This is a genomic window from Cutibacterium sp. LaCa_255, assembly GCF_057458005.1.
The window spans coordinates 2,142,758-2,156,065 of the sequence record NZ_CP190956.1; the positions used below are offsets into that span (position 1 = coordinate 2,142,758).

Here is a 13,308-nt window from a genome sequence, read left to right on the forward strand (position 1 = left end):
GTGACCACCCGCACTTCCGCCAGCGTGCTGAGCAGCCGGGAGCGAGCCCTCATCCAGGCCGTCCGCTCCCGAGTGCCGCTGATGTTGCGGCGCCGGGTGGAGTCCCTCCTCGACGGCGACCACGACTCGGTCCACGTCGGTCGCAGCATCGACTTCAACGACCTGCGCGCCTATGCCCCCGGCGATGACGTCAAGGACGTCGATTGGAAGGCCACGGCCCGCTGCGGGGAGTTGCTCATCCGTCGTCACGTCGCTCAACGACAGGCCACCCTCATGGTCGGGGTCTGCGGTACACCGACGATGCGCGGTTGGTGCGACATGGACGTGACGAAGGCCCATCTGGCGGCGGTGGTGACCGCGATCATGGCCCAGATCGCCATGGACCATGGCGACCGGGTCGCCATGGTCTGCGCCAGGCCTGACAGGACGTCCTCGTGGCGTCCGACCGTCCGCATGCCACAAGTGGAACGGATGCTCCACGAGATCATCAGCCTCGAGGGGGCCAGCGGCTCCCCCGGCCCCCACGTCGTGGAAACGGTGCTCGGGACAGCCACGAATGCCATGCGACGCCCTGGGTTGCTTCTCCTCATCCGTGAAGACGAGGAGTTCACCTCGGCCCAGGCCAATGCATTGAGCCGAGCCACAGTGCGTCACGACGTCATCGTCGTCACCCTCACCGACATGCTGGCCACGGATTCCAGGCTTGCCGGCCGCACCATCATGGCAGCCGATGGTGGCCCTTCCGTGATGCAGGAGGTTCTTGACGACCGTCGGCTCCGCGAGGCGGCCGCTTCCGCCCAGATCGACCTCGCCCAGCGCAGCGACGCCATGCTCGATGATCTCGGTATCGCCCATGCTCGAGCACAGACCGTCTCCGAGGCGCCGGAGGCCCTAGCCCTGGCCCTGTCGCGACGCGGGAGGCGACCATGATTCTCCTCAAGATCAATCCCGCCGTTCCCATCCCCACCCATTGGTGGATCCTCGTCGCCGTCCTTGCTGCCATCTGCATCACCGTCCTGGTTGCTCTCGTCGTGATGTCTCGGCGTCATGACGTCAGCGAGGAGCCCCGCGATGACGTCGCACAGTTGTCATCCGAGTGCCTCAGGGCCCTCGACGACGTCTCCGCCAGGTTGAGCAAGGACCTCTCCCCACGCCAAGCCTGTCAGGAGGCCAGCCAGATCGTGCGTCGCTTCATCGGCCTGGTCAGCACGGAGAATGCCGACTACCTCACCGCCTCCGACCTGTCGCGCGTTGCTCGACGTGAGCCCCGGCTGCAACCAGCCGCTGCATTTTCGGAGCAGGCCCGTGACGCCTGCTTCGGCCCGCAGCCCGACGAGTCCCGTGCTCACGACCTCATCGAGTCTGGACGGGAGGTGGTGACCTCATGGCACTGATGCAATGGCCATTCGCCATCGTCGCTGCCATCGTCATACTTGCGGTCGTCATCGCGGCATTCCTGTGGCCACTCAATCGGCGCCGTCGGATCCAGCACTCGGCAGTCCCACTGGACCACCTGGACCGGCTGCGGGCCCTCCCCCGCTACCAGCACCTCGTTCAGGCTCGACTTCGACGCCACCTCATCCAGGTGGTGTGCGTTCTCGTCGCCGCGACGTGCCTGGCGGCGTTGGTGGGCCGTCCCGCAAAACCCGACGAGGATTGGCAGCAACGTCGCAACCATGACGTCGTGTTGTGCCTCGACGTCTCCGGGTCCATGGCCGACGTCGACCGTGACGTCATCGGGGCCTACCGGAAGCTAGCGGACAGCCTTGGCGGTAACCGGATCGGGCTGGTGGCCTTCGACTCGGCTGCCGTGACGATCTTCCCGCTCACCGACGACGCCGACTACATCGACTCCCAGCTCGCCCAGTTCTCCCATGACCTGGACCGTGGACCCATCCCGGGATCCCGGGCAGGCGCGAGCGGTTCGAGCCTCATCGGCGACGGTCTGGCCTCCTGCCTCCAACGCTTCGACGGGTCTGACGATCGACGCGGGCGCACCGTCGTACTAGCCACCGACAATCAGCTCTCCGGAACACCAATCTTCAGCCTCAACGAAGCGATCCGCCAGGCCGCCAGGGAGAAGGTCCTCGTCCAGGGGATTGCCCCCTCGGAGGCAGATGCCACCGCGGTGTCGGTCCTTCATGATGCCGTGGCACACACGAGAGGCGACGTCACCCTGGTCACCGGAACGAATCTGGAGGACCAGGATCGCATCATCACAGCGGTGAGTGACCAGGAGGCGCGTACAACCGCCGCAACCGCCCGGTGGACCCAGGTCGACGTCGTCCTACCCTTCGGGGTGCTGGCCTTGGTGTGCCTCGTCGCGGCGACGGCGATGGAGATTGCCCCAAGGCGTCGGGGGGAGGACTCATGACCGTCAGTCCCGACTGGATCCTTCTCGTAGTGGCCATCCTGGCAACACTCGCCCTGGCTGCCATTGCGGTGACGACACGACGCCGTTCCTCCCCCCGATCTAACGCGGCGATGTGGTGCCGGGTGCTCGCTGCCCTGCTGCTCGTGGGAGCGGCTCTGCGCCCCGGGAGCGCCGACACCTCACGCAGCAACGAGGCAGCCGGCGCCGAGGTCGTCGTCATCGTCGACCGCACCACCTCGATGGGAGCAACCGACTTTGACGGTAAGCCACGAATGTCTGGGGTGACCGCTGACCTCGTCTCCCTTGCCGCCGCGATGCCGTCAGCACGGGTGACCGTCATCGCCTCGGACAACCAGGCACGGATCGCTCTACCTCCCAGTACCGACCCAGCCGCTCTGCGCGCCCTCGCCGAGACCCTGGGCTGGCGAGAAACGGTGAACGCCACCGGTACGGACATCGGCCTGGCCGAGCCACTGGCCCGCCGGATGCTCGTCATGGCACGAAAAAGCCGCCCCGCCGCGAAGAGGTATCTGGTATACATGGGCGACGGCGAGCAGACGGCGTCCTCGGCTCCACACAGCTTCTCCGACATCTCCGGACTCATCGACGGCGGCTTGGTCCTCGGCTACGGGACGACCTCGGGAGGCACCATGCCCATTCGCCCTCGTGCCACTGAAAAGGTGACCAGGAATGGCTCGGCTGCGGTGTCCCATGCTGATCCGCAGACCTTGCGAACCATGGCCGGGCAGATGGGCGGACGGTTCCTCCAGCGCGATGCCACCAGCAAGGTGGCCTGGTGGGAGAACCCGCTCCAGCAGCCGGTAAATCGACAGCCTGGACGCATTCGCCACTGGGCCTGGTGGTTCGCCGCAACCGCCCTGATCTGCGAGATGGCGGATGCCTGGCTCAGCGTGCGGGCATGGCGTCGGATGCACAAGGAGGTGACGTGATGGCGACCCTGGAAAGACCAGGACGTGGTGGCATGCACGGCGTCAGGACACCGTGGACGCTACGAGTTGGAGCTGGAGTCGTCACCCTCGTCGCCCTCGCGGCAGCAGTTCTTCCCGCGCGGACAATGATCCTCGTTGATCATGGACGAGCGGACCTTGGCCGGGGGGATGCCGCCAGCGCCGAGGGGAAGTTCACGTCCGCCGAGAAGTTGGCGACCATCGACAAATGGATCGCCCCCTATGACACCGGGGTCGCTCGGTACACCCGTGGCAACTACGACGGAGCTGCCAGCAAGTTTGAGAAGGCCGCCGGTCTGGCCCCTGATGAGGAGCAGTGCTGGGTTCGTCTGAACTGGGCGTGGTCATTGGAGGCGTCGGCTGATCGCTATGCCGAGGCCGACAACCGCGACGAAGCCCTCGTGCGGTGGCGTCAGGGCAAGGATGTACTCACTGACGCGAGCTGCACCTCGTCGTCCCAAAAAGCTGCGGCGAGCAACACCAGGTCTCGACTCGATCGCAAGCGCCAGAATGGTGGCGGAGGAGATGCCGGTGAGGAAGCGGATTCCTCCGGTCAGCAGAACAAGAAAGACGAGCTCGAGGATAAGCTCAGGAAGGCTCAGGAACAGCGTCAGAAGGCGCTCGACCAGGCCAATACCTCCCAGAAGGACTCGGGTTCCGGCACCGGACGGACGTGGTAGCTCACCGGTACGCGTCCATCCTCAGAACTCGAAGCCGTGGCCGCGAACAGATCTCGTTGTCTGGCACGACCCGCGTGTGAGATGACGAAGGGGCCCACCATGGGCGGTGGGGCCCCTTCCGGTCACTCGGGAATCAGACTCCCGTGGAGGGAAGTCCGGGATGGCGCGTGGGATCGTCCGGGAAGGACGGATTCACCGGGATGTTGCCCTGATGAGGTCCGCGCTTGTCCGGAGAGGTCGACGGAGCCTGAGTCGGTGTTGCCGCAGGGTCGACAGTCGGAGTTCCGGTAGGAACGGCCGTGGGAGTCATCGTCGGGGACACCGTGGGCGTCTCGGTGGGGGCGGCAGTCGGCACAACGGTCGGGGTCTCCGTCGACGTAGGGGTCGGAGTCACCGTAGGGGTGACAGTCGGCGCTGGAACCGCAGCCGTCACTGGCTGGATCAACGTCCCCGAGAAGTCCTCGGAGTGGCTGGTGGCGTCCTTGTGCGACCAAGTCCATCTGTAACCATCGCTGGCCTCCGGATAGGTCACTTTGTCACCCGATACCGTCACACCTTCAGGAGCGATGAATTCAGCCTTGGAGCCGTCGGCAGCCTTCGCCATCGGAACCGCGACCTGTTGCCGGGCTGGAACGGCCGAGGCCGTCACGGTCTGCCAGCGGGCACGCAGACCCATGAATGCGATGCTCTCCAGACCCGACAACGGGGACAGGTCGGAGATGTGGTTTGAGCTGAGCCCCACTTTGGTGAGATTCTTCATCCCGGCCAGAGCGGAAACATCGGAGATCTCGTTGTTGTCGAAACCGGCCTCGACGAGGTTCGTCAACCCCTTGATAGGGGTCAGGTCGGAGACCTTGTCACCGTTGAGGAACAGCTTCTTCAATGAGGTGGTACCGGAGATCCCGGACAGATCGGCCAAGTTGACATTGTTGTTCGCCACCAAACGGGCAAGCTTGGGAAGCGCGCCCAGCCCGTCGAGGCTGGTGATGCCCGGATACTTGTACTTGCCGCGCCTGTTCTGGTTGATCGTCAGGTCCGTGAGACTCGTCAGCGAGGACAGCGGCTTCACCGTGGTGATGGGGTTCTGATCCAGGCTCATCGTCCTGAGATTCCCCAGACCCGCGAGCGGAGCCAAATCCTTGACGTGGTTGTTGGGCAGGTAGAGCGTCTCGAGCTTCGTCAGACCGGCAAGCGGATCGACGCTCTCAATCTCGTTGGTCGTCAGGTACAGCGTCTTGACATTGGTGAGGGCCTCGGCACCCGTGATGTCCTCGATGCCCTTGCCGATGCACTTGACCTCAGTCAGCGCACCAAGATTCTCAGCCGTCAGCGGCTTACCGGCACCTACGGCATCCTGGAGACAGGACTTGAAGTTCGCATCGGGGATATCGACGAGCTTCGGTGGTTCGGGAGCCGCGACGACATGGACAGTGATGGACCCGTTGAAGTACGTCGAGGCGTCACGGAACTGCCACACGTAGTCGCCAGCAGAGGGATAGGTGACGTTCTTGCCCTTGATCTTGACACCCTCAGGCACTTCGCGGTCGGCCACGAAGGTCGTACCGTGATGGTCGACAGCTGTCGGGACGGGGACCTGAACCCCGGCGGTGGCCGAGTCACCGTCAACGGCCTGGAAATTCGAGGTGATGTCGGCGTCACCTAGACCCTTGATGTCTTTGAGCGCGGATAGGTCACGGATGTGGTTCTTGCCGACGTCCAGCCGGGACAGCTTCGTCAAGGACCTAAGAGGCGCGACGTCGGTGATCTCATTGCTGTTGACATCCAGGCTGAAAATGCCAGTCGAGGAGGCCAACGGCTTGAGATTACTAATCTTGTTACCCGACAGAAAGGCTTTTCCCAGACCGGTCAGCCGATCAAGGCCGGTGAGGTCCTTGATTCCCATATTCCGGCAACTCAGGCTCGTCACGCCAGCAAGTTGATCCTTGGAAGGGGTAGTGGTGTCCAACTTGTCAGTGATGCACTTCTGCAGGGCCTTGTCAGGAATCTCGAAGGACGCTACCGGAGTCGTCGGGGCTGGATCAACCTTCGGCTTCCAGGTCGGAGGAACCTCCCACGGGCCATCAATGAGCATGTAATGCCAGGCCTCGATCGAGCCAGGCTTCGGGTGGTAGTTGCTGGCACCTAGCTGCGAGTACTCCCATTTTGTCTCGGCATTCCTACCAGCCGGCTGACCATGAAAATAACCCCAATAGGCGTAAAATTTATCGGGGTTCTCCGGATATCCATTGATTGAATCAATGAACATTCCCAGGTCGCCACCGAAATCGGTGCTGCCGATGTCGAAACCGGCTGACTTCAACGCCTCCACCCCAGTGGAGAACTTCGACGCGCAGCCGGTGTCGACATGCCCGTCATCACGCTCGGCATACACGAACACGTGCTTCTGATCGATACACTTCTGCGCCTCATCGTCGTACGACGTCGCCGGTGCTGCCGACGCCGGAACGAATGACACGATGGCCATCGGTATGGCCATGGCCACAGACAACACCACGGCCAACCCCTTGAACCGTCTCACAGGTCCTGCCTTTCACTGCGTGGACGCTTCGTCGTCATCCAAAGACAGGACCGACCATTCCGCTGTCCACGACGGAATTGAGTACGAGACATCTCAACGACGGTGATCCGACTTTGCCGACATCTCTGTCGAACTACACGGTTGCGGGACAGTCCTGGATTCACACCAGGTTCCCCATCGATGAAACCACCAGGATCCTAACATAAGGTGTTCTCGTCGCCGAACCCGAATGTGGACATGTGGTGGCGCCAAGCCTAAACTGACACCGCGACCGCAGGGGAATCCGGTGCGAATCCGGAACTGACCCGCAACCGTGAGGGGCTCATCCCGAGTCGGAGTACCTGGGTTGTCGAAGGAATATTACACACCGTCGAGGACTGCGGTGAGTTCGACTCAGGGGCCCTTCCCGTCCGGAGCGCAACGCAGCCTCAGGAAGAAGGCCCGCCACATGACCAGGCTCAATCAATGGGTCGCCGGCCTCGCCGCCGGTGCGCTCGTCGCATCGCCGTTCGCGGCACCAGCGTTCGCTGACCCGCAGCCCGCGCCATCCCATGCAGCCATCACCGCCACCATTGATGACGGCTCTGCTCCCTACTGCTTCGATCCGCCGGCCAACCCGGTCAAGGGTGCCATGTGGGCCGGATCGGTCAACGACACCGCCGCCACCAGCACCTACGTCGCCAAAGCCGCCGACTGGCTCGCCCAGAAGTGGCAGGAAGACCCGACAAACTACAGACAGGCCGGCGGCATCGCCGACGGCATCATCGCCCTGGTCGGCTCAGACGCCCACCCCGACACCGTCACAGAAATGACCACAGCCCTCAAGGAAGCCGGCCCGAAGTACGTCGACAAGAACCCGGCTGGCCTGGCCAAGGTGATCATGACCGCCGAAATTCTCGGCGAGGATCCCACCTACTTCCTCGGCAAAGACACCGGAAACCTGTGGATCAAGCTCGCCAGCTACATCAACGACGACACCCCAGGCATGCAAAACCGCGTCACCATGTACTGGGGCCCGCACCTCATCACCATCGCACTGACCCGCGCCAACCGCCCGGTACCAACGAAGATCCTCGACAAACTGCTGTCCACCCAAGGCACCCAAGGTGACGATGCCGGCGCTTTCGGATACACCAAACGAAACCACGACGGCACGAAAACCTTCGTCGGCGACCCCGACTACACCGGCATCGCCCTGTCCGACCTCACCCTCCTCCAACGCAACCCCCACCTCATCCCAGACGGCTACCACACCAAAATCGACACTGCCGCCAACAACGCCACCACATGGGCCATCAACACCAAAACCCACGACGACGGCGACTACTGGGAAACCTACTCCGCCGCCAACTCCACCGGCATGCTCGCCAGCGCACTCGCAGAACGCGGCGAAGACATGACAACCGTCAAACAATGGCTCATCCGCCAACAAAACCTCACGAAAGTCGGCGCATGGCAAGCCCAACGCAACGACCACGAACCCAACATCATGGCCACCGACCAAGCAATCATGGCCATCACCGGCCACGGCTACGCCTCAACATGGTCCGGCAAAACCCCCAAAAACACCCCCTCCTGCAAAACCACCCCAACCACCAAGCCCACTGTCACCCCTACCGGCAAGCCCGGTGACATGGGCGGCGCCCAGAAGTGCATCGCCGTGGGCCATGTGTGGGTCTACGTTGAGCAGCACGACGGCACCTCCGAGGGTGCTTGCGCCTCGAAGTTCGGCAATGGTCTGGAGGCGCTTGAGTCCGCCGGATTCATCGTCAAGGCCGAGGGCAGCATGGTCACCATGATCAACGGCTACCCGACGAAAACCGACACCCACGAGGCGTACTGGTCCTACTGGCACGCCACCCCGGCTGGCGCTGACAAGTCGGCGACATGGGAGCACTCGAGGACCGGCGCCGCGAGCGCCCAGCCCAAGGCCGGATCCATTGAAGGCTGGTACTTCAAGTCCTCCGCCGCTGACTGGAATGCTGGACCGAGCTGGGATGCCCGTCTAACACCATACGACCCCTCGGCTACCCCGACTCCGAATCCGAGCGTGACCCCGACCCAGACGCCGAAGCCATCCGTCTCCCCGACAGTGGCCCCGACCGTCACTCCCACCGGCACACCGACGATGACCCCGACCGGATCGGCCACTCCGACGCCATCCGCCACCGAAACGGCCACCGCAACTGGATCGGCCACGGCACCCGCCCCAGTGACACCAGCCCCGGTCGGCCCGTCGAACCGTCCCTCGGACCGTCCAGCGCTGCCGCGTACCGGCGTCTGAGACAGCTGCTGGGTCGAATACTCTCCTCTGAGGCATGATCGTCAGGTGAGTATTCCCCGCATCGAGAGTCGGCGAGCACTCCGACCCATGGTTGGAGTGCTCGCCGCTGTGTTGTTCGCCACCCTGACCATCTTCTTCTCGGTCGCCGCGCAGGCCACACCTTCACCGAGCGCCGAAACTGGACAGGCGAAAGCCATTGACGACTGCCTCAACGCCAACAACGTCTGGGTCTTCGTCATCACAGATGACCAGAAAGTGCTGTCCAACCAGTGCGTCAACTCGCCATCCACCGGCGCCGACGCCCTCAAGAAGGCCGGAATTACCGTCGGCAAGAACAAATCCAGTCTCATCTGCACGATGAACAACCATCCCGAAACCTGCCCCAAGACTTTTAACGGTCAGTACTGGGCGTATTACCACGCCTCCGGCGCCGGGGCTGCGTGGGATTACTCCGAGAAGGGTGCTGACCAGTACAAGCCGGCCCCCGGATCGATCGAAGGCTGGTGCTACAACAAGCCAAAGACCAAGTCCTGCACTCCCCCCAAGTTGGCCGCCGGGAGCGCCGGTGGCGCCTCTTTCCAGCTGACCGGCGACAACACCAAGAAGACCCAGAACGCCGACACGTCGTCAGACAATGGCTCCAAGTCCGGGCCTGTTGCCACGATCGTCGTCATTGCCGTCGTGGTCATCGCCCTCATCGTCGCACTCGTCGTGCGTCGCCGTCGTCAGTCCTGACACATACCGCAACAAACCGCGGTGACAGCGGAGCCGGGGAATCATCCCCGGCCCCGCTTCTCATACCTGAGAACTCATCGTCACTTCTGGAAACCGATGTTCTCTGCGTGCACGGTCTGGAAGGTCGCAGCACCGTAGTTCGCCAGGTTCTTCGGAACCGCGGTGAAGGAGATGCGACGGTACAGCGGAAGGGTCATGACGTTGTCCCAGATGATCCTGTCGGCCTGGTTGGTCAGCTCACGACGCTTCGAGACATCCGACTCGGCGTCAATGCTGGGAATGCGCTTCTCGATCTCAGGATCGATCAGCTGGGAGAAGTTGGACTGCGACGGCTTCTTGGAGCCCTCAGCGGAGGCACCGTAGATCTGACGGATGTTGGCCATCGGATACGGGGTGCCGTTCCAGGCAAAGGCAATGACGTCGAAGGAGTGGCTGCTCAGCGTCTGGGTGAAGGAGTCACTCGGGGTGTTGACGAGGTTGACCTTGACGCCGATCTTCGCCATGTCCTGCTTGAACAGCGCACCCTCATTCTCAGAGGTCGGCACACCGGTCAGCTGGGCATAGTTGATCATCAGGGTCTTGCCGTCCTTGACGCGGTAATCACCCTGCTTCTTCCAACCGGCATCCTCGAGCTGCTTCTCGGCAGCCTTCGGGTCGTACTTGTAGTCCCCGGAATTGTCCTTGTAACCAGCCTGACCGGGCATGAAGAAGTGGTTGCCGAGCATCACCGAGTCGGCCTGAACCGGCAATCCCGCAAGATCGGACTTGGCGATGGCCGGACGGTTGATGCCCTTGACGATGGCCTGACGAACCTTCTTGTCCGAAAGGCTCGCCGACTTGGCGTTGAAAGTGAAGTGACGCCACTGCAACGACCCGGCCTGACGCATCTCGGCGTCGGGACGCTTCTTCGCCGTCTGGTAGCCGTCCTTCGTGACAATGCCCGACGCAGCGTCGATCTCCTTGTTGGCGAAAGCCTTGGTCTGAGTGGCGTTGTTCATCGCCTTGAAGGTGACGGTGTCAAGCTTCGACTTCTCGCCCCACCACTTGTCATTACGCTTGACGGTCAGGGTCTTCGAGGCCTGGTCGACCTTGGTCGGAATGAACGGTCCGGCGAACCAGTCCGGGTTCAGCTTTTTCCATCCCTCGTTGAAGGTAGCGGCGTCCTTCGCCCCTTCCTTGGGCAGAACGCTGCTCCATGTCGCCGTCCAGTCGGGATAAGTCGCCTTGTACTTGATGACGACGTCGGTGTCCTTGTCGCCCTTCTCCACCGAGGTGATCTGGTTGAAACCATCGGTGCTGGCCGGAAGGAAGCCGGGCTCAGAACCGTTGTTGGCCTTCCAGGTGGCCTGGTAATCCGAGTAGTCGATGGTACGACCGGAATTCCACTTGGCCTTCGGGTTGAGGTGCAGGGTCACGACCTGCTTGCCGCCCTTGGTCTCCACATCGGTCGAGGAGATGTAGTTCGGGTTCGGCTTCGGAGTGCCGTCCTCAGCAATGTCAAAGTTGTTGACGCCGGCGAAGTTCCAGATCGTCGCTGAGAGGTCAACAGTGTTGCCATTGACGTTCATGGGGTTCCATCCCGTCGGAAGCTGCTCAATGGCCAGGCGCAACGTGCCACCGTCCTTGAGCTGGCTCCGGTCAGCCACGTTGAGCTGGGCCATCGGGGCCGACTCCGACGTCACCCCTGACTGCTTGCTTCCGCCGGACTGGTTCTTCTGTCCGCACCCGGTGAGTGCCATGGCCGACACGGCCAGCAGCGCCACAGGGGCCACGATCGCCTTGCGCAAGATGTCCTCCAGTGAAGTGAATGGCAGGACGCTCCTGCCACGATCCGGCTTCTTCTTCGGAAACCGGACATCACACCTTACGAAACCACCATTGGAGCCGCGAAACCACCCCCGGCCACGCGATTCTCCGAAATCGCCTGTACAAGCCATGAAAAGGGCCCGACAACTACCATTGCCGGGCCCTTTCCGGATCAATCACCCATCAAGCTCACTTGACGTAACCGATGTCCTCGCCACGGGTGCTCTGGAAGGTCGCGGAGCCGTAATTCGCAAGGTTCTTCGGGGCACCGGAGAACATGATGCGCCGGTACAACGGCAGCACCATCACATCGTCCCAAATGTGCTTGTCGGCCTCATTGGTGAGCTCGCGTCGCTTGTTGACGTCCATCTCAGTGTCGATCTGCGGGATGAGCTTCTCAACCTCGGGATCGATGATCTGGGAGAAGTTGGACTGCGACGGCTTCTTGGAGCCCTCAGCAGCAGCGCCATAGATCTGACGGACGTTGGCCATCGGGTACGGGGTGCCCTGCCAAGTGAACGCGATGACGTCGAAAGAGTGGTTCGTCAGCACCTTCTGCATATCGCTGGACGGAGTGTTGACGAGGTTGACCTTGACTCCGATCTTCGCCATGTCCTGCTTGAACAGCGCACCCTCATTCTCGGAGGTGGGCACGCCGGTCAGCTGAGCGTAATTGACGGTGAGGGTCTTGCCGTCCTTGACGCGGTAGTCACCCTGCTTCTTCCAACCGGCCTCATCAAGTTGCTTCTCGGCAGCCTTCGGGTCGTACTTGTAGTCCCCGGAATTGTCCTTGTAACCAGGCTGGCCCGGCATGAAGAAGTGGTTGCCGAGCATCACCGAGTCGGCCTGAACCGGCAATCCCGCAAGATCGGACTTGGCGATGGCCGGACGGTTGATGCCCTTGACGATGGCCTGACGAACCTCTTTGTCCGAGAGGCTCGCCGACTTGGCGTTGAAGGTGAAGTGGCGCCACTGCAGCGAACCGGCAGCACGCATGTCGGCGTCATCACGCTTCTTGGCCGTCTCATAACCATCCTTGGTGATGATGATGTCGGCGACGTCGATCTCCTTGTTGGCGAAAGCCTTCGTCTTGGCAGCGTCCTCCATCGCCTTGAAGGTGACGGTGTCAAGCTTCGCCTTATCGCCCCACCACTTGTCATTACGCTTGACGGTCAGGGTCTTGGAGGCCTGGTCGACCTTGGTGGGGGTGAATGGGCCAGTGAACCAGTCAGGGTTCGGGGTCTTCCAGCCGGAATTGAAGGTATTGGGGTCAGAGATACCCTCCTTCGGCAACACATTGCTCCATGTCGCCGTCCAGTCGGGATAAGTCGCCTTGTACTTGATGACGACGTCGGTGTCCTTGTCGCCCTTCTCCACCGACGTCACCTGGTTGAAACCATCGGTGGTGGCGGGAAGGAACTTGTCGTTTTCACCATTGGAGGATTTCCAGGTGGCCTGGTAGTCCGTGTAATCGATAGTGCGACCCGAATTCCACTTCGCCTTCGGGTTGAGGTGCAACGTGACAACCTGCTTGCCATCCTTGGTGTCCACCTTGACCGACTCGATGTAGTTCGGATTCGGCTTCGGAGTGCCATCCTCGGCAATATCGAAGTTGTTGACACCGATGAACTGCCAGATAGTTGTCTGCAGGTCAACTGAGTTGTTGTCGACCTGCATCGGGTTCCAGCCTGTCGGCAAGGTGGTAATGGTCAGGCGGAGGGTGCCACCGTCCTTGATCTGGTCACGAGGCTTGATGTTCAGGGCAGCCAGCGGCGCACTCGCCGACGTGGCCTTGTCGCCCTTGTTCTGGTCACCGCCGGACTGGTTCTTCTGTCCGCAGCCAGTCAGGGCAAGCGAGCCCACGGCCAGAGCAGCCACTGCGGTCGTCAAGGTCTTGCGCACGGTAAACCTCCGGAAAGTTG

General features: G+C 62.2%; 10 protein-coding genes and 1 riboswitch. Of the genes, 7 read left to right on the plus strand and 3 right to left on the minus strand.

Annotation, left to right across the window (positions count from 1 at the left end; genetic code table 11):
- From ACP8ML_RS09750 to ACP8ML_RS09770, 5 genes are read left to right on the plus strand one after another with little or no spacing between them, the layout of a single operon-like run.
- Positions 1-930, plus strand: coding sequence for a DUF58 domain-containing protein (locus ACP8ML_RS09750; protein WP_138774615.1), 930 nt, complete (start codon positions 1-3; stop codon positions 928-930).
- Entirely contained in the window at positions 927-1,394 is a 468-nt protein-coding gene (locus ACP8ML_RS09755) for a DUF4381 family protein (protein ID WP_016666090.1), read from the plus strand. Before ACP8ML_RS09750 ends, ACP8ML_RS09755 begins: the two co-directional genes overlap by 4 nt.
- On the plus strand, positions 1,385-2,374 hold the full coding sequence (locus ACP8ML_RS09760; protein WP_016666091.1) for a vWA domain-containing protein: 990 nt from the start codon (positions 1,385-1,387) through the stop codon (positions 2,372-2,374). Before ACP8ML_RS09755 ends, ACP8ML_RS09760 begins: the two co-directional genes overlap by 10 nt.
- The gene (locus ACP8ML_RS09765) at positions 2,371-3,324 is read left to right on the plus strand and encodes a VWA domain-containing protein (protein WP_065673886.1); all 954 of its coding nucleotides are present in this window, start codon (positions 2,371-2,373) and stop codon (positions 3,322-3,324) included. Before ACP8ML_RS09760 ends, ACP8ML_RS09765 begins: the two co-directional genes overlap by 4 nt.
- A complete protein-coding gene (locus ACP8ML_RS09770) occupies positions 3,324-4,022 on the plus strand; it encodes a tetratricopeptide repeat protein (protein WP_016666093.1) in 699 nt (232 codons plus the stop codon). The genes ACP8ML_RS09765 and ACP8ML_RS09770 overlap by 1 nt, the downstream gene beginning before the upstream one ends.
- Positions 4,023-4,155: 133 nt before the next feature.
- Here the strand turns inward: ACP8ML_RS09770 and ACP8ML_RS09775 are convergent, their stop codons facing one another.
- Complete coding sequence (locus tag ACP8ML_RS09775; protein WP_065673887.1) at positions 4,156-6,561, minus strand: leucine-rich repeat domain-containing protein; 2,406 nt, start codon at positions 6,559-6,561, stop codon at positions 4,156-4,158.
- Positions 6,562-6,784: 223 nt separating this feature from the next.
- Positions 6,785-7,024: riboswitch (cobalamin riboswitch) on the plus strand.
- Between ACP8ML_RS09775 and ACP8ML_RS09780 the strand changes: the two genes are divergently transcribed.
- Both ACP8ML_RS09780 and ACP8ML_RS09785 read left to right on the plus strand, forming a co-directional pair.
- Positions 7,010-8,845 carry a prenyltransferase/squalene oxidase repeat-containing protein gene (locus ACP8ML_RS09780; RefSeq protein ID WP_486702924.1) on the plus strand — a complete coding sequence of 612 codons (1,836 nt, stop codon included), beginning with the start codon at positions 7,010-7,012 and terminating at the stop codon, positions 8,843-8,845. (Overlaps the previous riboswitch by 15 nt.)
- 45 nt (positions 8,846-8,890) lie before the next feature.
- Positions 8,891-9,580 carry a hypothetical protein gene (locus ACP8ML_RS09785; RefSeq protein ID WP_249361326.1) on the plus strand — a complete coding sequence of 230 codons (690 nt, stop codon included), beginning with the start codon at positions 8,891-8,893 and terminating at the stop codon, positions 9,578-9,580.
- Positions 9,581-9,660: 80 nt separating this feature from the next.
- Here ACP8ML_RS09785 and ACP8ML_RS09790 read toward each other — a convergent pair whose 3' ends face one another.
- Together ACP8ML_RS09790 and ACP8ML_RS09795 are read right to left on the minus strand one after the other, a co-directional pair.
- The gene (locus ACP8ML_RS09790; protein ID WP_065673146.1) at positions 9,661-11,367 is read right to left on the minus strand and encodes an ABC transporter family substrate-binding protein; all 1,707 of its coding nucleotides are present in this window, start codon (positions 11,365-11,367) and stop codon (positions 9,661-9,663) included.
- Positions 11,368-11,575: 208 nt separating this feature from the next.
- On the minus strand, positions 11,576-13,288 hold the full coding sequence (locus tag ACP8ML_RS09795; protein ID WP_065673147.1) for an ABC transporter family substrate-binding protein: 1,713 nt from the start codon (positions 13,286-13,288) through the stop codon (positions 11,576-11,578).
- Positions 13,289-13,308: the final 20 nt, after the last annotated feature.

What these genes read in the sequence shown, in the direction of transcription:
- ACP8ML_RS09780 (WP_486702924.1), top strand. Translation starts at nt 7,010, where the DNA reads ATGACCAGGCTCAATCAATGGGTCGCCGGCCTCGCCGCCGGTGCGCTC.
- ACP8ML_RS09770 (WP_016666093.1), top strand. Translation starts at nt 3,324, where the DNA reads ATGGCGACCCTGGAAAGACCAGGACGTGGTGGCATGCACGGCGTCAGG.
- ACP8ML_RS09760 (WP_016666091.1), top strand. Translation starts at nt 1,385, where the DNA reads ATGGCACTGATGCAATGGCCATTCGCCATCGTCGCTGCCATCGTCATA.
- ACP8ML_RS09755 (WP_016666090.1), top strand. Translation starts at nt 927, where the DNA reads ATGATTCTCCTCAAGATCAATCCCGCCGTTCCCATCCCCACCCATTGG.
- ACP8ML_RS09765 (WP_065673886.1), top strand. Translation starts at nt 2,371, where the DNA reads ATGACCGTCAGTCCCGACTGGATCCTTCTCGTAGTGGCCATCCTGGCA.